A 23732-nucleotide genomic window follows, 5' to 3' on the forward strand; every position below is an offset into this window, starting at 1 on the left:
GTAATCGTTTACACATCATAGCAGACTCTACCGGATTTAACGATGAAGTTGGTTTATTTATTTGTATCTTCCCATCAAAAAAATAAGCCGCCCTAATTTCTCAGGACGGCTCAAGATATACTTGTCGGGTTATAAAAATCTATGGACCCAATTTTGTTGATTTTATAGGGTTTGCCAGTGCACTTGATAAATAGGAAAATATAATGTGCGGCTCGCCTCTACTTATTTGGGTTCAGCAAATTACTTTATTAGAAAAAGACATTCAAGCATTTGAGAATTAGTTTCCATAATACTTCTCATTTTGCGGTCTATTTAATACGTGTCATTAATTCATGATAAGAAATAATAGAGAAATCAAGCTTCTTGTACCTAGAGGTAAATAGTTTGTTAGTTACCATATAAGGGATAACTTCATAGTCCAACGCATCCAATTTTAATGCAGTTATGATCTTACTAAGGTTATTCTTTATATAGTTAATCCTTCTCTGAAATTTCTCATCGTCTTTGTGTTGGTAGAAAAAGCTCTTTTGTTGCATTTGATCCTCATAGATAGAACCTACTTTTTGAAGCACCTTACTCTCGATCAGCCAAATTTCTTTTTTGGATTTATCTACAGCAATAACATCATAGTCACCTAAGTTATCTGGAAATTCATTCTGAGGAAATCTTGATGCCAGTTCTAATTCTGGAAAAACAGGATAGAAGCCCTTATCTAGAAAGGCATTAGCGATATCCTGTACCATTTCATCTTCATATCTTTTTTTCCATTTCGTGAGTACTAATTTCACATTTTCCATGTTTATCTCAAAAGGAATATACCATTCTAAAAAACCACTCTTCCAATACGTGGCTAATTGTTTAATAGAAACAGGTGAAAATGTACATTTACCATCTTGCATTACTACAGGCTTAACATCAAATCTGTTATCACGTTTTTCCCGATCCCAAAATGGTAAAATATCATGAATTGTACCATTTAGGAGTTTTAATTTATTGCAATCTAATGTTATAAAATTCAGGGCATTCTCAGCTTTTTTCTGATCATCATCTTTAAGTTCTAAAAAAAGTGTAAGGAAGTCACTAATTAATTTATCTGGTTGGGCTTGAAAAACATTTGGATAAATTTCTTCAACAAAAGGATTTTCCAAAACCTTTAACTGTAAATATTCGAATAATGAGATCAGCATACCCAGTTCTATTCCGGTATCTATGAAAAAGGCACTTGCACATTGAATCAGATATTCCTTATCTGTTTCATCATTTTTTATTGGGTAATCTTGTTGCTCATACTTACGACGAAGTATTTCCTCATACTGTAGCACTCCAATTTCAGAAAAAATATTATCGACCTTGTACTCATCATCAATTTGAATTAATACATCGAAATCGGTAAAGTGGCATGTATCAGCATTGTCTTGTAGCACAACAAGCCAGTCAGCAAAAGCTAAAAGATTTTCAAATTCATCTTTTTTACACTCGGAATTATTATCCTGATGTTGAATTGCAAGATTACTTTCTAATAAATACTGGGCCGTTCTTAAATTGCGTCTAAACTCTTCTCGGATATTCCTTGTTTTCTGCTCAAATTCTTCTTGAACAACAGGATCTAAATTATTAAAGCTTGAATAGCGCTTGCGATTAACAATTATTCCATGTAATTGAGTAGTGTAATAGTTTAAAACTTTATTGTGTAAATGCTTTTTGCTGTATTGAGAGATTTGATCTTCAAAAACTTTTACGATGGATGTTTGCATTCTTCTAATAACACGAGTTGCTGATTTTCCAGAATACTCTCCTGGCTCTGCCCCTGCTGAAAAACAAACTCTTGCAATTTCTTTCCTTACTTTCACAAAGTTATGTGCTTCTGATTGAACACTAATAGCCATATCAGAGTAAAAATAGTCTTGTTCAATAGTAAAAACGCCCACTTCTTTTTTTAGTGAAAAATCTTTAATAACAACCGACTCTAATTCTGAAAAGGAAGACTGATTATGTTCTCTCAGCGGTTCTAATAGCTCCAAAAAGTATGCAGATTCTACACTTTTATCACCAGCATTCATCATAGCAAACATTAGGTCTTCTTGATTTACAGCATATCGAATAATTATTGTGTCTGTATCAATATAAATATCACTATATACATATTTCTTGCTTCTATTCATGGTAAAACCAGAATGGTCAACTTTTTTTGCGTAATGCATAGGCATAAACATAACTTGAAGCACTTTAGAATATAGAATTGGGAATCCAGCAAGTATTTCGCCATATCTATTAAAAAGACGCTGATTTAACTCATTAGTTGTTCTCAGCGCTGTATGATTATTCGTTGAGAAATCTTCTTCTATAAAAAATTCAACATTCTGGGCTAGAAAAAGGAACGTGGATGGGCCAATTTTCTTAACTTCACCGCCAAAACCTAAACAACCTTTATGTTCAATATGTGAATAACCCCATTCACTCTCCTTAACTTTCCAACTATATGGATCAGCAAACATTTTGGATTGTAAATTGAACGGATAATTCATAAGGTCCTTAGTAAAGCACTCATAAACATACTCATCTGTACTTCCATATGAAACAGAAATTGAATTGTACTCAATTGCGCCTGATGCAATATGATAATGCGCATTTTTCCACGTAAAAAACAGATTGCTTTTACCACCTATGATCATTATTTCTGCTTTTTCTTTTCTATCATATTCTATGAATTCTATCAGTTCATTAAAATCCTCCATAAAGCCTAACATATAAAACAAATCTAGAGCAGAACATGAAAATAACTCTCCATCTTCACCCAAAGATACCCCATGGGCTGTAATATCGGTGAATGGCTCTATTAGCAAAAAATGAACCGGCATCTCGGCCAAAACATCAAATGCATACCCCCCTTTTAATTCTTTCCTGTAATATGTCTCGCAAAGTCGCAGCTGATTGCTCTCATGCAATAAATTAAATGCCATGATTTCAGCGTCAACGCTTTCAAGATTATCAAAGTCACCTTTATCTATTGCAACCAACACTCTACCTTCGCTAACAGCCATAAATGCTAAACGGTTATTTGTAAATGGTTTCCCTGTATCTTTATTAAAAATTCTAGGTGCAATTAGAACTCGTGAACGATCGTTATTTGAAAAGTTGAAAGTATTTTCTATTGATTTCCCCCATGTTAAGCTGATATGGTGTTGGAATTCTTTTGCTGTTGCCAAAGAAAGCAGCTTTTTGTACAAATCGACCAGAATTGATGCATTATAAATTGGGTAATATTCTTTCTTATAAACGAAGAAATGACGCATTTCAATTGGACATTTTTGATATCCCATTATTTGAAATGCATGCTTAGAAAGTTCTACAAACTCTTTTGAATTAAACAGAGAATTCGCTGCTACCCAAAATTGTTCTGAGGGCATCTCAAATGCGATATCATAATCTTCACCAGGAGAAGATATGTTACTATCAGTCAGCATATTTATTATTTTTTGGTTATAATGCAATACAGCCTTAAGTTCACCTTTCATTTCAAGAACTTCGGCTAACTCAGGAAGAAAATTCATTACAGCATATACCTGTTCGTGACCAGTACCAATTACTACTGGATAAGTCTCACCATCAACAATTATTTTAACTTCACCAAAGTCATTTAGTGTCAAATCTTCTCTATAGGTAATAGGCAAATAAATAGAAATTGCATCAAAGAACTCTTTGAATTCGGAATATTGCTTAATATTTCGATTACCGAACTTTGTAGTATTACTTAATGAATGGTTAAGTGTTAATGCTTGTGCTAACGCCGAACGATTATCGGCCCAAGAATTGATGCAAAATATAGCTCTGGTGACATCATCAATGGTATAAAGGGATATGATTTTTTCAAGCTCTTTGGAGGTAGCCTCAATATATTCGAAATCAGAAATACACTCATCAATCAGGACCGTATTTGTATTTGAAGCTTTCCTTAATGGTTTATTAATACAGCACTTTTTGTACTTCTTTCCACTTCCACAAATACAAGAATCATTACGACCAATCGCCATTTCCAAAGCCTCCCGCCATTTTACTTAGGTATAGGACAACCAGAATTAACTTATCTTCAGATGGGCTCCTAAATCAATTATATTGAACGCAATTTCTAATGGCTGTTTAAAAAATTATCATCTTCACCTCAATAAAAGAGTATAAAACAATCCTATCAAGATATTTTTTTTGTATATTAATCGAATAAAACTTCCACTTTCTTCGACGACTTAGGCGGTATGGACAACGAGTAAGTACAATAATTATATAATAATTCTGAAACGAAACCAAACATAAGTTCCTACGTAATACGCTTATACATAAATTCAGGAGGAAAGTAATATGAGGAGAAATTCAAATGCGAACAACCAACAAGATCTTTCTTTTGGAGAAAGAACAGGAAGATTAGTTCTTGTAACTACTGTAATTGGCGTTTTAGGAGTCGGTTATTATAAGCTTTTAATGCTTGCTATTAACATTCTCTCTACCAAAATGTATATGAAATTTCCTCTTTCAATAGAGCACATTATTGTAACTTGCATGCTCTCTACCGGATGCCTAGTTCTAGTAAGCGCAATTTACTATTCTTACTGCGAATTTTCTGCCCTTAACTATACGCAAAGGGGAGTAACGAGGAGGAAAAATGTCAATAGGGCAGACGAAAGTTATTCTTCCCTGTTCAAATTTTCTTCCTTATATGCAGGCATCTCAATGATAGTTACTTTGTTATTCATATTAACTGTTGGGCTGATCTTTCAAAATCGTTTTGTTATTGTCATTACATTTTTAGTTGTAGTTCCCTTCGTAATTGCATTATTTTTCAAGAAATTTAGAAAAGAACTACGCAAAGGAATAGTAAAACTGCGAAAATACGTGAGGAAAAACTGGAAAGTAATAGGCGCGTGGATGTTTACTGCTTATCTTATGTTAAGCATCTTGATTCTTGCTATGAGCAATTTACAAAAACCCAGTTTTATAATTAACTTTGTTAATGATAAAACAGTACCAATTAAGTTTCATTTTGAAAACAAAATTCCAGAGAAAGTGATCCTGAGCTTTTATTCTACAGATGATAAAGGAAATAATGCTGTTCTTACCCAAGAGGTAGAAGTAAACAAACTAGATTTCAAACGTTCATTTATAGAGGTGACTGAGAAGCAGATTTCAGAGAAAGCATCGTCTTCTATGGCTAACTTCCTGAATAAAGAAATGAATAAAGGTTTGAACGAAGCATACCTACCAGATAGGAGCCATTATGATTATAAATATGAAATTAATTCATTTGATTTCTTGAAATTAGGGAAAAACTTTGTGATTATTCAATTTGAAATAGATTCCTTGAGTAATAATCGAGTCTACAAAGTTGTTAATGAAATTGATGTTGAAGATGGAAAAACATTCATAATTAATAAAGAAGAGTTCTCATCAGGAAAATAAATAACTAGAGGCTTATATGATAACTTAGCTAAGTCGGATAATAAGAAGTATATTCGAAGAGGGGCGATTGCTATATCTCAGAATATATTCTCTCCCTAATAGTTATACTATGTAAAAACTTAAGAGAAAGCTATTTACGTATCCATCTAACCGGATTGTGGCCTAACCCACTCCTACAATTATCATGCTGAAAATTCAGACTTCTGCAAGTTTTTCCTCTGAGAAACTTGCCTCACTTATGATATTGTTCATCGCGATTAATCTTAAACTATCCGCCCGTTAGCTTAATGAAGAAGCGTCCACTTTTCTAATTACTTTCTTTTTTCAGTCTAGATCTTTATTTTTTACTGAGAATATACGCAAAAATGAGCCGTCCTCAACATGCAGGACGGCTCATGATGTAATACGGTACCATACTTTCTTTACTGGTTCCACACTTTTAACATTGGTTCCGGACTTTCTTTACTGGTTCCCAACTTTTTATCACCGGACAACTGAGTTACCCAATCCTATCCCTTACTCCACAGTAACACTCTTAGCCAGGTTTCTTGGCTTATCCACATCATGACCCAGGGCCAGAGATGCATAGTACGCCAGCAGCTGCAGGGTAACTACAGACAGTGCAGCAGTCAGCAGCGGCAGGGTCTGAGGGATTACGAATACCTGGTCAACGGAGCGGAGCAGGTCGGTTTTGTGCTCTTCGTGAGTGATAGCCATGACATGGGCGCCACGAGCCTTAACTTCTTTAATGTTGCTGACGGTCTTCTCCAGCACGGATTCCTGAGTCGCCAGAGCGATGACCGGAACGCCTTCTTCGATCAGTGCCAAGGTACCATGCTTCAGTTCACCCGCAGCATAGGCTTCGGAGTGAATGTAGGAGATTTCCTTGAGCTTCAGCGAACCTTCCTGAGCTACAGCGTAATCTACGCCGCGGCCGATGAAGAACAGGTGCTTGTGCTCAGCGATTTGCTCGGCGTAGGCTTTGATCGCGTCTCTTTGACCCAGAATGACTTCTACTTGCTCCGGCAGAGATTGCATAGCGGCCAAAATCTTGGTAACTTCAGACTCAGACTGTGTGCCGCGTACTTCAGCCAGATACAGACCCAGCAAAGTGAATGCGATCAGCTGGGAAGTGTAAGCCTTGGTCGAGGCTACAGCGATCTCTGGACCAGCCAGCGTAACCAGTACACTGTCTGCTTCCCGGGCAATAGAGCTGCCTACTACGTTAGTGATTGCCAGCACATGGGCTCCGTTTGCTTGACCTTCACGAAGAGCGGCCAGTGTATCTGCAGTTTCGCCCGATTGGCTGACTACGATAACCAGTGTCTCCGGTGTTACGATTGGCGAACGGTAACGGTATTCAGAAGCGATATCATTCTCTACAGGAATACGCACCAAGGATTCAATCAGGTTACGTCCAACCAGACCGGCATTATAAGCAGTACCGCATGCTACCACTTGGATATTGCGGATGTTCTTGATTTGTTCTTCTGTCAGGTTAAGCTCAGGCAGAATAACCTTGTTGCCTTCCGCATTCATCCGACCGCGCATTGTATCGCGGTAAGCCTTAGGCTGCTCGTGGATTTCTTTCAGCATGAAGTGCTCATAACCGCCCTTTTCTGCGGTAACCGCATCCCAATCGACAGTAATCATTTCCCGAGAAATAAAGTTGCCTTCAATCGTCATCAGTTCGACAGCATCCCGTGTCAATACAGCCATTTCGCCGTCGTTCAGGATATATACGTTGCGGGTGTATTCCAGCAGTGCAGGAATATCGGACCCGATAAAGTTCTCGCCTTCTCCAAGACCGATAATCAGCGGGCTGGCTTGACGTACAGCTACCAGTTTATCCGGTTCATATTCAGTCAGAACACCCAGCGCGAACGCTCCGCGCATGTAAGTGATCGCTTTTTGCACAGCCTTAACGATATCCCCATTATATTCGCGGGCAATCAGGTGGGAGATTACTTCTGTATCCGTTTCGGAAGTAAAGATGGCTCCTCCGGCAATCAGCTCTTCCTTCAGGTCCAGATAGTTCTCAACAATCCCGTTATGAACAACCGAGAATTTGTGAGTGTTATCTGTGTGTGGGTGAGAGTTCTCATCGGATGGCTTGCCGTGTGTAGCCCAGCGGGTGTGGCCAATGCCAGCGCTGCCTGTCAGCGGAGTCGCGTCCAGACGGGATTCAAGATTCGCCATACGTCCCTGTGCCTTCACAATCTGCAGACCTTCTGTGGTGAACACGGCAATACCTGCGGAATCATACCCGCGATACTCCAGCTTCTTAAGTCCCTCTACCAAGATCCCCTGCGAATTCTGATTACCAATATATCCTACAATACCACACATTATATTTTCCTCCGTCCAATTTATCGTAATTAGGCGCGCATGAGGAAAGAAACGTGCCGTGCGGCATGTTTTGAAGAAAAGCAAATATGATGTTGTCCATTACACCCAACATGATAACCTGTCAATTACATCGTTAGTCACGATTATGCACAGTCTTCTCCTCTGCCGTGGCAGAACCGTCTGCGTTCCTGCAAATGCGCATACCCATGATTTGTACATCTTTAAGTTAGCACCCACAAAAGCGTTGTGTGCAAGGTCGCCCTCGCATTTTCCGCTTCCATTTACGGCTCTGGTGCATCACCGGGAGGTCCCCGCCGAACATTTCGAACACCTCCACCTCGTCAGCTTACATCTGCCGTGATCCGTTCAGACCGTCCTGCACTACTACGCAGCCACCGGTCCTCCCTTCTCTCCCGCGCATGATCAAGCTCTGGCGCTTGTGTTGCAATAACCTTACGATCCCCGCTTTCCTTCTGGAATGACACTTAGTCTATTATATGCACCTCAACCCGTTTTTGCAACGATGTGGCGAAGAAAACCTTTTTCATCCATTTCATGCTTTTTCCAAACAGCCATGACCTCATTAATAATTCAGCCGGTGAACGAATCGGATTGATCCATCCACCGGCTACCGTTCCTGCTACTTCAGTGAGTGATTAGACCAGCTCGCGCTGAACCACTTCAACAATCTGCCCTACAAAAAGATCCAGCTCTGCCTTATCCGGCCCTTCGGCCATTACACGGATCAGCGGCTCGGTTCCCGAAGGACGCACCAGGACACGCCCGTTGTCGCCCAGCTTGCTTTCCACTTCTATGATCGCGGCCTCAATGGCCGGATTGTTCGGATAATTGGTTTTGTCCTGCACACGCACATTAACCAGCACCTGCGGATATTTAGTCATCATGGACTTCAATGTGCTTAGCTTTTTGCCGGAGGACTTCATGGTATTCACCAGTTGAATCGCAGTCAGAATTCCGTCACCTGTAGTATTATAGTCCAGGAAAATCACATGGCCGGATTGCTCCCCGCCCAGATTATAGCCGCCGCGGCGCATCTCTTCCATGACATAACGGTCGCCGACCGCAGTCTTCGCTGTATTCAGCGACAGCTTCTCTGTCGCCTTGTAGAAACCGATGTTGCTCATGACTGTAGATACAATAGTGCCATCCTTCAGCTTCCCTGCACGGTTCATCGCATCCCCGCAAATGCAGAGGATGAAGTCTCCGTCTACTTCGTCGCCGTTTTCATCGATAGCGATCAGGCGGTCCGCGTCTCCGTCAAAAGCAAGTCCCAGATCCGCACCATGCCGCAGCACCTCTGCACGCAGAGTCTCCGGGTGTGTGGAGCCGAAGCCGTCATTGATATTAAGCCCGTCCGGCTCTGCCCCAATGGCAATCACTTCCGCGCCCAGTTCCTTGAACAATCGTGGTGCCAGCTCATAGGCTGAGCCGTGTGCGCAGTCCAGCACCACCTTCGTGCCCTTGAAGCTCTGGTCGATGGTGGTCTTCAGATACTCCAGGTACAGATACTTCGCTTCATCATCTGTCCGAAGCGTGCCGAGACCTGACCCTACGGGACGCGGCAGTTCATCCTGCTCCGCATCCATCAGCTCTTCAATCCGCAGCTCCGTCTCGTCAGTCAGCTTGAAGCCGTCTCCCCCAAAGAACTTAATCCCGTTATCCTCCACCGGATTATGCGAAGCAGAGATCATGACTCCGGCATCCGCTTGTAGCAATCTTGTAATATAAGCAACAGCCGGTGTAGATACTACACCCAGTCGGATTACATCCGCACCAATAGACAATAACCCGGCAATCAGTGCCGATTCCAGCATCGGACCGGAGATCCGTGTATCCATCCCGATGACCACTTTAGGCTTTTCCACATTTCCTGCCAGCACATATCCCCCGCAGCGTCCAATACTGTAGGCCATTTCTGCTGTTAATTCACGGTTAGCCACCCCGCGTACGCCATCTGTTCCGAAATACTTACCCATCTTTTTTTCTCCTTTTGAATACGCTGCTTCAGCTTAATAAATTATAGTATGAATGATTCGATAATTCGTGTATGTCAGGTGCATATAAATAGACTCGCACATGCCCGGAAAGTTACGTTCCGCCCGTACTGTCGGCATTATTGCCGCTTGCGGGCGGCGTTGGTTCAGCAGTCTCCGGCGGAATATGTGTCGGCGTCGGGGTCTCCTCTATAATCTCGCCGGTATGCTCCGGGGTTGGCTCTACAAGTGTCTCGTCCCCGGATGCAGGCTCAGCACTGGGCTCCGGCGTAGGCGTCGGGATAGGGCTACTGTCTGGCACGGCAGTCGCGGCCGGAGCAGCAGGCGCTACTAGCTCCACCTTCGCAACAAGCTGCGAGGCGGCATTCTGCAGGGTAATGAACCGGGGAAGCGACACCTGCAGCGTAACATCGTAAACACCAGCCGTAAGCCCCCCGACATCTGCAACTACACTGATGCTATCCTGGTCGAGCTGGTCCAGCAGTGTTGGCGCACCTGATAGGGTCAGATCCATAGCGGCGCTTCCAGGGTCTAAGATACGAGCTGTCAGCCCGCTGCTGACGCCCTCCAGCTTAATGGGGATGGCCGGGAGGGTCCGCTGCGTAATCTCCGCCGCAGAGACCGCTACGGTCATTGCCGCAGGTTCAATCTTGCCTGTACCCTCCGGAGGATTAAGCTCCAGCTTCATCTGCTCTGTGCCCGCATTCTTGATAGCACTCAGATCCAGTACAGCCTCATACGAGGATAAGGTCTTAAGGGTCTCTGCACTGCCGTACACCGTTACCATGTCCTGTTCAGGCGTTACCCTGGACAACACCAGTGAACTCGGCAGACTGCCCGTGAAGCTGATGTCCAGCGGCAAGGTTTTGGACGGGAGGGTAACAGGCACTTCTACCGCTACTGTAGAGGGTTCAATGACCGCATCCTCCAGCTCATTCCCCTTACTGTCCAGAGCAAAGAGCTTCAGCCTCTTCTCGCTAAAAGTCTCATTCTGCCCCTCCAGCTCCACCTTCCCCTGCACCTTCGCTACCCGCCCAAGATCACTTGCCGGAAGAGTAACCTCTACGGATACCGGGTCAATCACAGGACTGCCTACTTCATAGCCTGCTGCCGGCTCTCCTGTAATATTCAACGAGACGGGAAAAGACTTCGTCGTCCGCGCCTCGATATGCACATTCACCTGATTCGGGACCATATCATCCAGGGTTACACCGCTCGGTGTCGAATACATCAGCGGAAGCGTGTTATCGCCGGGCTTCACATCCTTCAGATCCAGCCATACACGATAGGCATCAGAGAACTTGTAGGTCAGATCGGACTTTTTGCCCCTTACTTCCATCCTGACGCTATCCACATCCTTGGTCAGTACATAATTCTCACTGTCGAAGCCTTCAATCTCCACTTTGACATTCTCAATCGTCTTCGATTCGGTATTAACCGTAGTCTGGTACGCTGGCGCTGTATCCACATGCACAATGGTCCACAGAATAATCCCTAGAGCCAGGGCAAGGATCTTGTTGAAGTTGTTGTTCTTCATCCATTTATCCATTGTCTTTATTCCCCCTCCGTTTCCAGAAAGCGGAGCTCTTCTCCATCAGGGGCGAGCTGCTTGCACTCAGCTCTTGGTGCAGCTTCGAGATCAGGGACTCTTCCTTGATATCCCGGACAATTTGTCCATTAATGGCCAGTGAGATCTGCCCCGTCTCCTCCGAGACGACTACAGACACCGAGTCTGCCACCTCACTGATACCGATGGCGGCACGGTGCCGGGTTCCCAGCTCCTTGCTGATGAACGGATTCTCGGACAACGGCAGGTAACAGGCCGCCGCCGCGATCTGGCTTCCCTGCATAATCAGTGCCCCGTCATGCAGCGGCGTATTAGGGATGAAGATATTAATCAGCAGCTCGGAGCTGACCTCAGAGCGCATGGCGATCCCGGATTCCGTATATTCATTGAGCCCCGTGGCCCGTTCGAATACGATCAATGCCCCAATTTTGCGGACAGCCAAATAATTCACGGCTTTAATCACTTCACCGATTAACTTGCTGATCTCCTCATCGCTCTCCGCATTCCGCCCGAAGAACTTGCCCCGGCCCAGCTGTTCCAGCCCCCGCCGCAGCTCCGGCTGAAAAATAATAAAGATCGCAAACACCCCGAACGTAAACATCTGGTTCATCAGCCATTTCAGCGTGTATAAGTCGAGGAGCGTACTGCCGCCCCAGATCACGACCAGCACCAGAATCCCCTTCAGCAGCTGAACTGCCCGCGTCCCGCGCACCATATTGAGCACTTTATAGATAATGTAGCTGACAATTAGAATATCGATTATATCTTTAATGGATTCTTTCCATGTAAGGTCAGTGAAGTAGCTCATGGCCGAAAACCCCCGTCATTTCAAATTAGCTGGGTTTATGTAAATTGTCTGTTAAGCTTGAATCTTATTCTAGGTTATAACGTTCCGCCTCCGGTTGCAAGTTTAGCGGCTGGTAAATTGCAGAACCTGTATTTTCAGGCAACAAAAAAGCGCCATCTTTCCGGAAAAAGAGGCGCAAATGAGTTGTCTGCTACAAGCGACCAACATTTAGCTATCGGTAGGCAACTTCAGAGAACATGTTCGTCACTTTATACCAGATCCAGCTTACTGCTTGGTCTATACTTTTTACTTGCCCGGAGATATGGGCGGTTGAAGCCTGATACAGCGAACCGTCGATTACCGTTACGTTCCCGTTGACTTCCCCGTAGACTTGAGTCTTACCGTTCTCCACCGTCAGATCACCGGAGATAATTTTGCCGGAGGGTACAATCACCGTATTCCCCTTGATCACAACCTGGTCGAGGTCTGCCCCTCTAACCACAAGCTGCCGATCCTGATTCCAAAAGGTTACGGAGCTCATCAGCATCACAAGAATGAACATGGACGCCGCCGTCAGGGCCGGATGTCGCTTGATCCAGGTGATGAAGGCTCTTTCCTTCTTGGGTTTCGGTAATGAATCCATAATCCGGCCAACCAAATCCTCCGAGGCCACAGGTGTCTGGTGCATCAGGGAAAACATCAGCATATCGGTCTGTTCCAGTTCTTTGAACCTCGCACGGCACTCCGTACAGGATAAAAGATGCTCCTTCAATTCCCTCTGCTGCAGGTCGGGCAAGTCGTCATCCAGGTAGTCGTGCATCATAGAGACGGCCAGTTTGCATTCCATAGGAGCCAATCCTTTCATACGTGCTAATTTAGTGCATAAGACTTGCTTAACTTACATACGTCCCTGCAATGCAGGAGTTTCATAAAAAATAATCTATTTTTACAATTTGGGTCCTAACTTCTTACGTAAAAACTCACGGCCACGATGCACCCGGGTCTTGATCGTCGTTACAGGCATATCCAGCACATCGCCGATCTCCTGAAGCGACAAATCCTGCAGATAGCGCAGAATCATAACCGACCTGTACTTCACGGGCAGGCTGTCGATGGCTTCATAGATGAGTCTCTGCGTCTCCGAGAGCAGCAGTTCCGTCTCCGGGGTCACATTATCGCTCGGAATCATCGAATACCCGTCAATCCCCTCCTGGTCGTTCATCTCGGCATCCAGGGAATAGGTCGGGCGACGCTTACGCAGCCGGTCAATGCAGAGGTTCGTGCCAATCCGGTAGATCCATGTCGAGAACTTCTGCTTATCATCATACCTGTCCAAATTTCTGTAGACGCGCAAAAAAGTCTCCTGAACAACATCCTCCGCCTCATGGCGGTTATTCAGCATACGGTAAGCCAAATGATAAATTTTGTCTTTATATAGTTCCACAAGCTCGGCAAATGCCCTTTGGTCACCCTTCAGGGCGAGCTTTGTCAGTCTGCCTTCCAGATTCTCCACCTGTTAACTCCCCCAGACTTGCCGCCCTTGGACTGTCAGCTCTTCGAAGACCACGGTACAAGCATTTAAATCGTAAATCATGTGCCTTCAAAAATCAAGGTTTGTATTGTTACCTTCTATATAATGTGCTGGAAAAGCTTGCTGCGGGACGCTGGCGGCTGATTAGTTGGGGGCTGCGCAGAACATTTGGACTTCCGGTCGCTGTTATTGGCAGATTTCCTGATTGGAACCGCAGGCCGCGGTTGAAATCTGCCAATAAAGGCGAACGCTATCGCTCCTACAGTTCCAAATTTCCGCTTCGCCCCCTCCATCAGCCTGGGTTCCCCCACTGCTTTTCTTGTTGCCCAAGTATATCTCAGGCAACAATGGGGTGGGGCATGGGCTCGGCCGGGTCCCTGCCCCCCGGCCTCCCTTGAACGACAAAAACCCCGTCCCTCCTCTAGGTAAGAGGCGAACGGGGTTGAAGAACAACGCCTTCAAAATCTTAAAGCGGCTTCGCCGACTTTGAAAATCAAAACCTTAAAGCGGCTTCGCCGACTTTTTGACCAAAACCTTAAAGCGGCTTCGCCGGCTTTTAGACCAAAACCTTAAAGCGGCTTCGCCGGCTTTTTAGATCAAGATCGTCAGAGCGAGTGCTCACAAACCATCAGCCGGTATTCCGAAGACCGGCGGCAATACCATTGATCGTGAGCAGCACTTCACGCAGCAGCTCAGCGTCATCTCCCTCAACCTCACGCAGGGCGCGAAGCTCGGCGAGGAGCTGAACCTGCAGGTAGCTGAGCGGATCAACGTACGGATTACGCAGGCGGATCGACTCCTGAATGACTGGAACATTATCCAGAATGTCCTGCTGTCCGGTGATCTGGAGGATCAGCTCGGAAGTCAGCTTGAACTCGGCTTCAATCTGGCCGAAGATCCGCGCACGCGCCTCTTCGTTCTTGCCCATACCAGCATATTCCTTGGCGATGACAAGATCCGCCTTCGCAAGAGCCATCTGCAGCGTATCGATCAGGGTCGTGAAGAATGAGAAGTTAGCATACATATGCTGCATGATCTTCATATTCTCTTCCTTGCCCTCATAGAAGCTCTGCAGACCGGTTCCGGCGGCATACCATGCTGGAAGCAGATAACGGCTCTGCGTCCAGGCGAATACCCAAGGAATTGCACGCAGGTCCTCGAAGCGCTCGCTATTCTTCCGCTTCGAAGGGCGTGAGCCGATATTCAGCTCGCCTACCTCCGGCAACGGGGTTGACTCTTTGAAGTACGTAAGGAAATCCGGATCACGGAAGATCAGATCCTGATATTTATTCAGGGAGACTTCAGAGATGCGGGCAATAATCTCATCCCACTTGGCTTCATACAGATCCGCCTGTGGCGATCTGGCATGAATAGCCGCCGTAATCAGCGCAGACGTTGCCTGCTCCAGACTCCGGTAAGCAATGCCTTTCATCGAATACCGGGAGGAGATAACTTCGCCCTGCTCGGTAATCTTAATCCCGCCGCCGATGGTGGAAGCCGGCTGGGCCAGAATGCTCCGGTTGAGCGGCATACCGCCGCGTCCGAGGGCGCCGCCCCGTCCGTGGAAGAACTTCAGCTTAATGCCGAACTCATCGGCAGCCGCTGTGATCTGCTTCAGGGCCACACGCAGCTCCCAGTTCGCTGTAACCACGCCGCCGTCTTTATTACTGTCAGAATACCCCAGCATGATCTCCTGCAGATCATTCATCGCAGTAACCGCATCGCGGTAGATCGGCATACTGAGCAGCGTACGCATAATCTGCGGCGCATCATGCAGGTCGTCAATCGTCTCGAACAGCGGCACAGCCTGCAAAGTACAGACTACCGTACCGTCGTTATCTTTGCGGAACAAGCCGACTTCCTTAGAGAAGACCATAACCTCCAGAATATCGCTTGCCGCCTCCGCCATACTGATCAGATAGCTGGTGATGCACTGCACGCCGTATTCCTCCTGCGCCTCATAGATCGCACGGTATACCGCCAGGCATTCCTCTGTCCCTTCACTATACGACTGGTAAGGGGAAGTCAGCGGACGCGGATCATTCAGCAGCTTCTCCAGCAGCACAATCTTCTCTTGCTCCGACAGCTTGGAGTAATCCGGTGTAATATTCATCTTGGCCAGAACCTCTGTCATCGCATTCTCATGCTCCTGGCTGTGCTGGCGCACATCCAGAGTGGAGGTATGGAAGCCGAACAGCTCCACCTGACGAATCAGCTTCTTAATGTAGGTATCTGCTACATAATCGGCGTAGTGATGCCGCAGGCTGCGGTCAATCACGTTCAGGTCGTCGATGAATTGCGCCGGGGATGCGTAGCGCTCTGGTGTTCCTTTTTTCTCATCGTCCAGCACATTCTGGGTCTTCGAGATCATATAGCTAAGCTTAATCCGGTAAGGCTCGTTATCATTACGCCAGGCATCGACCCGGTTAAGATTGATAATATTCCGGTCTGCCTCAATGGATTCCAGCAGCTCCGGCGTCACATTCACAATGCTTGTACTAAAGCTGAGGTACTGCATCAGCTCGCGCATAATACGCTGGTATTCACGAATAGCCAGCTTGCGCTGCAGACGGAGAGTCTGCAAGGTAACGGATGCCTTCACGGACGGGTTACCGTCGCGGTCTCCCCCGATCCATGAACCAAAACGCAGATAGGTCGGCACATGCCAGTTCTGGCCCGGATAATATTTGCTCAGACAGCGCTCAAGCTCCTGATATACATCCGGCAGGACTTCAAAAATCGTCTCATGGAAGTAATACATCCCGTTACGCACTTCATCCAGCACCGTAGGCTTGCGGTCACGCAGTTCATCGGTCTGCCACAAGGTAATAACCTCATTCAGCAGCTTCTCCCGGAGTTGTTCGCGTTCGCGGAAGGTTAGCGTCGGATTATCCAAGCCCATGACGTCGTCGGAGATCCGTTTGTGAATATCGAGGATCGCACGGCGCATAGCTTCAGTAGGGTGAGCGGTCATAACCAGCTCGAGCGACATGCCGCTCATGATCTCAAGAACCTCTTCGTGGGAGAATTCCCGCTCGCGAAGCTCTTGAACCGCGCTCTCAATCGACCCCGGCTGTACAGTCTCCCCGGCAGAACGTTCGTAGTCGCGTTTACGGCGAATCCGGTGGTTCTGCTCGGCGATGTTCACCAGCTGAAAATAAATCGCAAAGGCACGGATCACCTGATGGCGATTCTCCGGGTCCAGTGAGCTGATCAGCTCTTTAAATTCGTTGTGCAGTTCAGGCAAAAACAATGAGCGCAGCGATTTGCTGGTCTCGCGGATCTTCTCCACAATCTCCAGTAGTTCGTTGCCGCCTTGGTGTACCAAGACTTCACCCAGTATGTTCCCCAGGAACCGTACGTCTCGCCGCAGCAGATTGTTGGAGTTGCTTTTGCTAACGGTAGTCGTAAGTTCGGTCATGCTGCTCCCCCCATCCTCTTCCGGATCAATGCTCTTAACATTGTCTATTTGAAAAGCTTTCTTCATATCATACAATAAAACCGCCCGGAAATCTTCAACTTTATTGCGCGGTAAAGCAGTGCAGTGATTTCGATTATACACCAAACCGGCCATTTATGCAGTCTCAAAAAATTATGTATTTCTTCCTGTTATATTCTCTCTTTGATATGTGCTGTATGCAGTGATCATGTGAAGTTATATGACGCAAACGACAAAAACAGCCAGCTCCGCAGAGCCGGCCGTTCATCGCAGGTTAACTTTTATTTCATTGTGTGCCCTGAGCGGTTGTTGAATGCCAATTCAAATAATCCGGTAGCCGATAACCCGGCCAATCCGCCTGCCCATAGACGCAAGGTCAACTCCAGCTCTGTAAAAGGATACGCCGCCGCTCCAACCAGCAGCCCGATGGCAAGTCCGATAAAAGGGATGCTGTTACGCGGCAAATGGGTATTATTTTTGATCAGCTGCACTAAGGCAAGAATAAATACGGCCAGGATGGAGGCAAAAGCCAATACATGATCCAGCAGTTCGCGGTTCATCATGAGATTGCTCCTTTCTGCGGTGTGGTGGTGATTTCGACGGTGTTGGCAGCCGGATGGTAAGCAATCTGAGCGCCCAGCGCCTCCGCAATTTTACGTGCAGGAACGTAGGTAACCCCACCCTCCAGCCACCCGTCCGCAATCTTCCTTCCATTAACCTGTATTGCAACTTTCATCTTAGTCTTCACCGCTTGTCCCTCCTTGGGCTTGATCCGTTCAATCACCGCCTCCACGGCCGCAGCCGCAGGCTTTTTCCCCGTCCGCAGCTCCGTCAGACTTAATCCGAAGCTCATCTGCAGATGCGGGTAATCCTTGAAGCTAGTCCAGCCGCCGCCCCATTCGAACCCGATGGCCTTAGCGTGCTGCACCACCTCCAGCCAATCCCGGGTCCCATTCTGATTCCCGTTCCTGTTCATATCCCAAGAGACGCCCCAACCATTCGGAAGCAGCAGCGCAAAATCCACCGCCAATCCATAATTGTGATAACTGTACCCGCCGCGCGCATTCGTCACGATCGCTCCCGGCCGGGTTCGCCCCTGGGCATAGAGCGCATCCTGTTCGGCAATCGTCCGCAGACCTTGCGTGATCAGGATGGGAACTCCAACAGCATAACTGCGTTCAATCAGTGCAGTCGCTGCGGCAAGGACGGCGGGATGAAGCCCGGACAGGCGGGCAGCGGATTTATTCAGGACCTGAGCCAGCGTCAGCATGCGATTCCTCCCCTTTCCTGATTTCAGAGAGGACCACGAACAGATCCTGGCGTCTGGTGTACATCAAGAGGGTTAGAATGACTAGCCCTATGGTGGTTCCTGTCTGGGCAATAGCCCAGGCATCCGATTGCAGCGAGCTTCGTATAGCGTCCGGGGCGGGAGCGGAGCTGAATCTGATCCAGAAGGCCACCGCCATTTTAACCGTATACGCCCCTAGGAAAAAGAACGCCGCCAGCATAAACAGACTGACCACGCGCACCCGGAATCTTCGGCGGAAATACAAAAAAAGCGCAGCCATCAGCAGCAGCGCACAGATAAAGGATATAGAATAGGCCAGTAACAACACAATATCAATGCTGCTCATCTTCTGCCCCCCGATCATAGATTAGGAACTCGGCGAACCCGTTGTTCCTGATTTCATCCTGAATATCTTTCGAGACATTCTTGTACCTGCGGATAGAGAGCGATACTTTATGTCCTGCCAGCGTCAGCCTACGCTCTCTGTCCCGGTGCAGGGGCGATAGACGCTTGATCCACGCACTCAGCACGTTATCCCCCCCTGTCTTCTTCATTAGTACTAGTGCTACCCGTATGGCTGCCTGCGGAATGGTCTATTTTCAATCGCTGCAAGACTTCAAGCGTGGGTGCCATGAAGTCTGACCGCTCTTTGTCGAGTATATTCTGCAACCGGTCCCGGTCCTCCTCGGCACGCTCCAGCAGTTCACGCGGCACCAGATTCCCCTTCACAATCGACCGCAAAAGCACAAGCATAATCATGAGCAGAATCAGAGCGATGATATAAGCCAGTCCATACTTATCTGCAAGCGGCAGCAGCTTCTCCAGATTCGCAACATCGTTGCTGTCCATTGCTTCACTCCCTTCTGTGTGGTTATTAAAGTAGTTATTAAAGTAGTTCTATAAGACGCACTTAAGATTTAAACTTGAAGCTTCATCGTCACTGCGGTGAACATTTGGACTTCCGGCCGCTGTTGTCTCCAGATTTCTTGAATTATATCGCTTGTTGCGGTGGAAATCCGGAGACAAAGGCGGACGCTACCGCTCCTACAGTTCCAAATTTCCCCTCCGCTTCTTTTGCTTTTTGTTTATTTCTTCAGTGCTTCTCATATAACCCCCGGACGGGTCCGAGGGCAAAATAAAAACGCCGTGAGCGGCGCCTGTGGCAATCTACTCTTCAGTTACAAGGAACGTAAGTCCGTTCTCCACCAGAATCTGCTTGACCGCAGGCTTCAGCGTAGAGGGGACCTCGCTATACTTCGTCTTCCCCAGCGTAACGCGTTGTGCGAAAAATAAGGCCATTGCTCTCACCACCTTTCTATTAATATGTGAAACCTTAGGCAAGCCAGCCGAACGTTCAAGAATAGACTTGGGTTGCCATTTCGGCGATAATATCCTCGATAAAATCGGCACGCTCCGACAACGCGCTATTCTGCGCTCTCAGCACCATATTCTCTTGCTGCAGCTGCTCCATCTCCGTCAGCACCGGCGACTTATTCGCCTCTTCTTCCTGGTACGCTACCCAGGCTGCCTGCAACTCAGCCTCTGTCGGCTGCGGCACATCCAGCTTCCAGACCGCAATATGCGGCCCCCGTTCCACCAGATCATAATCCTCGCCTTCGACCAGTAGATTGTAGTCGATGCCGTGGCGGTAGTGGACGCCTTCTACGGGTTGTTCGTCGTTGTCTGGCGGCTTGATCTCGTAGCGTACCCGGCCTTTGGCTTCTGCTCCAGGCCTCAGGACGGGTTCTGGGCCGTTGTCCTGGACGATGAAGTCTCGCATGGGGTCGGCGTTTGGGTATAGGTAGTTGATTGCTAGTGATAGGTTCATTTTCAGGCCTCCTTTTAGGCTAATCTTACAATAGCAAAATGTGTGGTTTTATCTGCTGTATAAATGGAGCATGAAACATCCGAATAGATAAATAGCTCTATAATTTGACCTGCATACAAATCATATAGTCCACTCCCAGAAATCTGAATATCTCCCTTGCCTCCATGAAATTGCTCTGCAATCCAACTGTTCTGAACACCGTCAACGTGAACAGCCAGTATCTCACGGGTCAAACTATTCGCTCCGGCGACGGCTCCCACACGGGCCTCAATACTATAAAATCCCGGTTCTGGAATAACGAATCTTGAATTTGGCACATCGGCAATGGACTTGTTATTATTAATGTTCGCAGTAAATAAAATTTTTGTCCACGTCATGGCAGGGACAACTTGAGAAGTAGAAACATTTTCGTGGTGCATTTCCCCAATTGGCCTAGATGTTTTAGTATTATCTCCCCATGGGTTAAGTACGCCGCTACCCGGAACGAGCATTCCACTATCTTGTGCCACCATTGCACCGGCAGGGCCGCTGCCAGTGTATCCAAAATAAGAAGCATAACCAGATAGATAAGAGGCGGCGTTATTCACACCTGTATTCCCCGTAGCATAGACAATACTTTCCGCTAAAGCCCCTACTGCAATAGCGCGATTTGATATAATACAATTTTCAACAAATACATCTGAGGCACTTATATAAACACCCGCTTGCGCGGCAGAGGTGGTAACAATACAAGAAATGAACACAACCCGCCTCGAAGCAGAAACCCTAAAAGCGCCGATTGCTGTTGTTGTGTTTGCTGTAAATCCATTAACAATGAATTGTCCATGACAGTTTAAAATTTCCATGGACTTAATATTCACTACCCCCGTAGCAGTAAGATAAAGGACATCGGTGCTTATAAAACCTTCTAAAACTAGAGCTTCGGTATACGTACCTGCCGCTACACTGATAGTTGCGGTATGATTGACCATTTTAGGTATCATACTAATCGCCTTCTGAATCGTCCTGAAAGCCCCACCCGCCGTATTCCCCAGCCCCGTATTCCCATCATTCCCGTCCGTCCGGACGTAATAGGTAACATCCGCTGTAGTCTGCTGCGGTGTAGTCGACAGATTCGCCTTCCCATTCCAGGCCGTCTTCTCCGCATCGGTTACGAAGCGGTTGGACGAGTCCTGAACGATGACCGATGGCGAATGCGTGGAAGGATGCACATAATTATTAGCCCCCTGCGCCACACTATCCAACTTCGACTTGTCCGCTCCAGCCATTAGCCCCGCAACAGTCGTGGTCGCAACCGACGTAGACGCCTTGGCGTTCCATGCCGTACGCTCCATCGCTGTGATGTGCTTGACTGTATCGGCGGCGTGATCCTGCACAGCCTTGACGGCGGTGTCCAGAATATCCATGTTGCCGTTCAGATCGGTGATATCTACAATGTCTGTACCATCGGGCTTTTTCAGCCCCAGATTACCCGTTGTTTTCATCGCTCACACTCCTATTCATATACTCTTAGTTCGTTCCAGGTCTTGCCGTGCGCACCGTTCCAGGTAAGGGACTTCAAGGAGTCCCACCAGGTGTAGCTGTACACGAAGCTATAGTCCAGATGGGCCGGCTTAATCTCTTCCATGATCTGAATCAGCCCTGCCATATTGGCCGGGATGCCCAGCGTGCCGACGAAGCTTACCTCGAAGCTGTACGCTCCGGGCACCTCGACTACCTCCACATCTCCCCCGGAAAAAGCAGACGCCGTCCGCCTAATCATCTCCGGCGTAGTTGTTCCGCTGCCCCGCAGTTTGGCCTTGATCATCTCCCGCCGGGTGGCGTAGGACTTATTCGTGTCTGAGGCCAGTCCCAGCAGCCGCTCCCAGCGGGACAGCCCCCAGGTAGCCGACTCCAGCGTCTTCTGATCGTCACTGTCGGCCATAGCGTACGCCACTTCACCGCAGGCTCTACCTGCGCTGGCCTGCACAGCCTCCATCTCAGGCACGCCCTGATAATAATCGGGCAGGTACTTCATCAGATCGGGAGCGGTAATCTCCGGCCCTTCCCCTGTCACACCATCTGCCGAATATGCCACAACGCCATATATACTATCTCCATAAGCCATAGCTATACCCCCTTCAGCTGGTTCCAGGTCAGCGGACCCTTGGGCATATAATCATGGGTATGTGCAGCTGCCGGATAGACAGCAGGCTTGCCGTCCACCCCTGACCAGGGAACCGTATCCGCAGCCTGGGCATAATCGACCTTGCCGTTGTTATTCGTGTCGTAGATGCTTTTCAGCATATCGCCTGTGCTTTGGCCTGCCGCCAGCAGCATATTGCTGCTCCCGCTGCCGATGAACAGCTTGCCGCTATCCGTGCAGTAGCCCAGTTCGCCTGCGGCCAGCGTACCCTGCGCACTCTCCAGGCCGCGGCGGATTTGAATCAATGTCTTCCGTGCCATGGTCACCGCCTCCTAGAATGTTCCGCCGTCGATAGTGCTTACCGTGAGCTGGTTGCCATTGGCCGAATCGTAGACGATACTCGTGCCGTCGATGTTGACCTCGATGCCAGTCGAGTTTACGAGAATTCCCTTACCCGGCTTGGCTGCAACACTGGTTGAGCCGACAATGATCCCATTGCCTGCCCCGACGGTCAGCGTGACACTATCCGCCTGCCCGCCGCCGGTAAGACCATTCCCAGCCGTGATCGTCTGTAGCGCACCGCCCGTACGCACCCAGGCACTCCCGTTCCAGCTGTAGATTTTCTGCTCATCGTCCACATAAGCCGTCCAGCCGACAGCCGGAACATAATAAGCCCAGCTACCTGCGGCATATTCCGCAATCTGACTGCTTTTACCCGCCCAGACGCCGGTTGCGCCGGAAGGAATGATATACCGGTCAGCTTCCACGGGACTTCCTGGCGGAGCCGTCAGGTGCTGATCCTTCACCGAAGCCTGCGGCTCAATATTATGCTTGGCCAGCTCGATTTCATTTTTGATTTTTTGCGCGGACCACAGATCTGTAATCGTCGAACCACCATCGTTGATGATTCTGTGCTTCGCGGCATCGTTAAGATGCGTTGCAATTTCTGCGGCGGTCTTCGTATTCGTGCCGTCCGACACTTTATTGGGATGTCCGGCTGTAAGATCTGCCTTGAGCACCTTGGCATACGTAGAGCCGTCAGCGATATCGTCCACCGTTCCGCTCACATCTGTTAATTTCTGCGCGTTAACCCGGCGCCAGGCGGCCCCGTCATCGAAATACAAATACCCGTTGTTACTCCCGTTGCTCACATAGTATAGACGCCCCGCCGAGGCTGCCGCAGGACGCGAAGCTTCAGGACCGGACAAGGCCCGGCCCACCATGGAGTTGGAGCTACCGTCTCCGATATAGACCTCCTTCGTGTCTGTACAGAAGCCCATTTCTCCCGCCTTCAGCATCCCGTAAGTGGACAGCTCGGCCCGGGTACCACGTTTGACCTGAATGGTCTGTGCCAT

General features: G+C 47.6%; 20 protein-coding genes. 1 reads left to right on the plus strand and 19 read right to left on the minus strand.

From position 1 onward, the window contains the following. Positions 1-308: 308 nt before the first annotated feature. Positions 309-4031, minus strand: coding sequence for a YecA family protein (locus tag ACFSX3_RS33045; protein ID WP_379313804.1), 3723 nt, complete (start codon positions 4029-4031; stop codon positions 309-311). Between the two features lie 322 nt (positions 4032-4353). Between ACFSX3_RS33045 and ACFSX3_RS33050 the strand changes: the two genes are divergently transcribed. Then, entirely contained in the window at positions 4354-5448 is a 1095-nt protein-coding gene (locus tag ACFSX3_RS33050) for a hypothetical protein (RefSeq protein ID WP_209991758.1), read from the plus strand. Positions 5449-5964: 516 nt separating this feature from the next. Here the strand turns inward: ACFSX3_RS33050 and glmS are convergent. The 18 genes from glmS to ACFSX3_RS33140 form a co-directional block, all read right to left on the minus strand. Then, on the minus strand, positions 5965-7797 hold the full coding sequence (gene glmS / locus ACFSX3_RS33055; RefSeq protein ID WP_209991757.1) for a glutamine--fructose-6-phosphate transaminase (isomerizing): 1833 nt from the start codon (positions 7795-7797) through the stop codon (positions 5965-5967). Between the two features lie 656 nt (positions 7798-8453). Then, complete coding sequence (gene glmM, locus ACFSX3_RS33060) at positions 8454-9794, minus strand: phosphoglucosamine mutase (RefSeq protein ID WP_209991756.1); 1341 nt, start codon at positions 9792-9794, stop codon at positions 8454-8456. Between the two features lie 112 nt (positions 9795-9906). Continuing rightward, positions 9907-11361, minus strand: a complete 1455-nt coding sequence (locus tag ACFSX3_RS33065) for a CdaR family protein (protein WP_209991755.1) — start codon at positions 11359-11361, stop codon at positions 9907-9909. Then, on the minus strand, positions 11354-12187 hold the full coding sequence (cdaA, locus tag ACFSX3_RS33070; RefSeq protein WP_209991754.1) for a diadenylate cyclase CdaA: 834 nt from the start codon (positions 12185-12187) through the stop codon (positions 11354-11356). The genes ACFSX3_RS33065 and cdaA overlap by 8 nt, the downstream gene beginning before the upstream one ends. 211 nt (positions 12188-12398) lie before the next feature. After that, on the minus strand, positions 12399-13013 hold the full coding sequence (locus ACFSX3_RS33075; protein ID WP_036724508.1) for an anti-sigma factor family protein: 615 nt from the start codon (positions 13011-13013) through the stop codon (positions 12399-12401). A gap of 99 nt (positions 13014-13112) precedes the next feature. Beyond that, positions 13113-13679 carry an RNA polymerase sigma factor SigW gene (gene sigW / locus ACFSX3_RS33080; RefSeq protein WP_036696241.1) on the minus strand — a complete coding sequence of 189 codons (567 nt, stop codon included), beginning with the start codon at positions 13677-13679 and terminating at the stop codon, positions 13113-13115. A 646-nt stretch (positions 13680-14325) separates the two neighbouring features. Next, positions 14326-17118, minus strand: coding sequence for a phosphoenolpyruvate carboxylase (gene ppc / locus ACFSX3_RS33085; protein WP_209991899.1), 2793 nt, complete (start codon positions 17116-17118; stop codon positions 14326-14328). A gap of 299 nt (positions 17119-17417) precedes the next feature. Next, on the minus strand, positions 17418-17696 hold the full coding sequence (locus tag ACFSX3_RS33090; RefSeq protein ID WP_209991898.1) for a holin: 279 nt from the start codon (positions 17694-17696) through the stop codon (positions 17418-17420). Then, positions 17696-18406, minus strand: coding sequence for a M15 family metallopeptidase (locus ACFSX3_RS33095; protein WP_209991753.1), 711 nt, complete (start codon positions 18404-18406; stop codon positions 17696-17698). The genes ACFSX3_RS33090 and ACFSX3_RS33095 overlap by 1 nt, the downstream gene beginning before the upstream one ends. Next, complete coding sequence (locus ACFSX3_RS33100) at positions 18378-18770, minus strand: hypothetical protein (RefSeq protein WP_209991752.1); 393 nt, start codon at positions 18768-18770, stop codon at positions 18378-18380. Before ACFSX3_RS33100 ends, ACFSX3_RS33095 begins: the two co-directional genes overlap by 29 nt. Next, complete coding sequence (locus ACFSX3_RS33105) at positions 18757-18954, minus strand: hypothetical protein (protein WP_209991751.1); 198 nt, start codon at positions 18952-18954, stop codon at positions 18757-18759. The genes ACFSX3_RS33100 and ACFSX3_RS33105 overlap by 14 nt, the downstream gene beginning before the upstream one ends. A gap of 1 nt (position 18955) precedes the next feature. Continuing rightward, complete coding sequence (locus ACFSX3_RS33110; RefSeq protein ID WP_036724518.1) at positions 18956-19273, minus strand: hypothetical protein; 318 nt, start codon at positions 19271-19273, stop codon at positions 18956-18958. Positions 19274-19591: 318 nt separating this feature from the next. Continuing rightward, positions 19592-19723: a hypothetical protein gene (locus ACFSX3_RS33115; RefSeq protein ID WP_339220485.1), complete on the minus strand. Its 132-nt coding sequence runs from the start codon at positions 19721-19723 to the stop codon at positions 19592-19594. Positions 19724-19778: 55 nt separating this feature from the next. Next, the gene (locus ACFSX3_RS33120; protein ID WP_209991750.1) at positions 19779-20252 is read right to left on the minus strand and encodes an XkdW family protein; all 474 of its coding nucleotides are present in this window, start codon (positions 20250-20252) and stop codon (positions 19779-19781) included. A 14-nt stretch (positions 20253-20266) separates the two neighbouring features. Further along, on the minus strand, positions 20267-21736 hold the full coding sequence (locus ACFSX3_RS33125; protein ID WP_209991749.1) for a hypothetical protein: 1470 nt from the start codon (positions 21734-21736) through the stop codon (positions 20267-20269). Positions 21737-21747: 11 nt separating this feature from the next. Further along, positions 21748-22359, minus strand: coding sequence for a putative phage tail protein (locus ACFSX3_RS33130; protein ID WP_209991748.1), 612 nt, complete (start codon positions 22357-22359; stop codon positions 21748-21750). A 2-nt stretch (positions 22360-22361) separates the two neighbouring features. Further along, positions 22362-22697, minus strand: a complete 336-nt coding sequence (locus ACFSX3_RS33135; protein ID WP_209991747.1) for a hyaluronate lyase N-terminal domain-containing protein — start codon at positions 22695-22697, stop codon at positions 22362-22364. 12 nt (positions 22698-22709) lie between these two features. After that, the gene (locus ACFSX3_RS33140) at positions 22710-23732 is read right to left on the minus strand and encodes a DUF2793 domain-containing protein (protein ID WP_209991746.1); all 1023 of its coding nucleotides are present in this window, start codon (positions 23730-23732) and stop codon (positions 22710-22712) included.

The organism is Paenibacillus rhizoplanae (genome assembly GCF_042684125.1).
Classification (GTDB): domain Bacteria; phylum Bacillota; class Bacilli; order Paenibacillales; family Paenibacillaceae; genus Paenibacillus_AQ; species Paenibacillus_AQ rhizoplanae.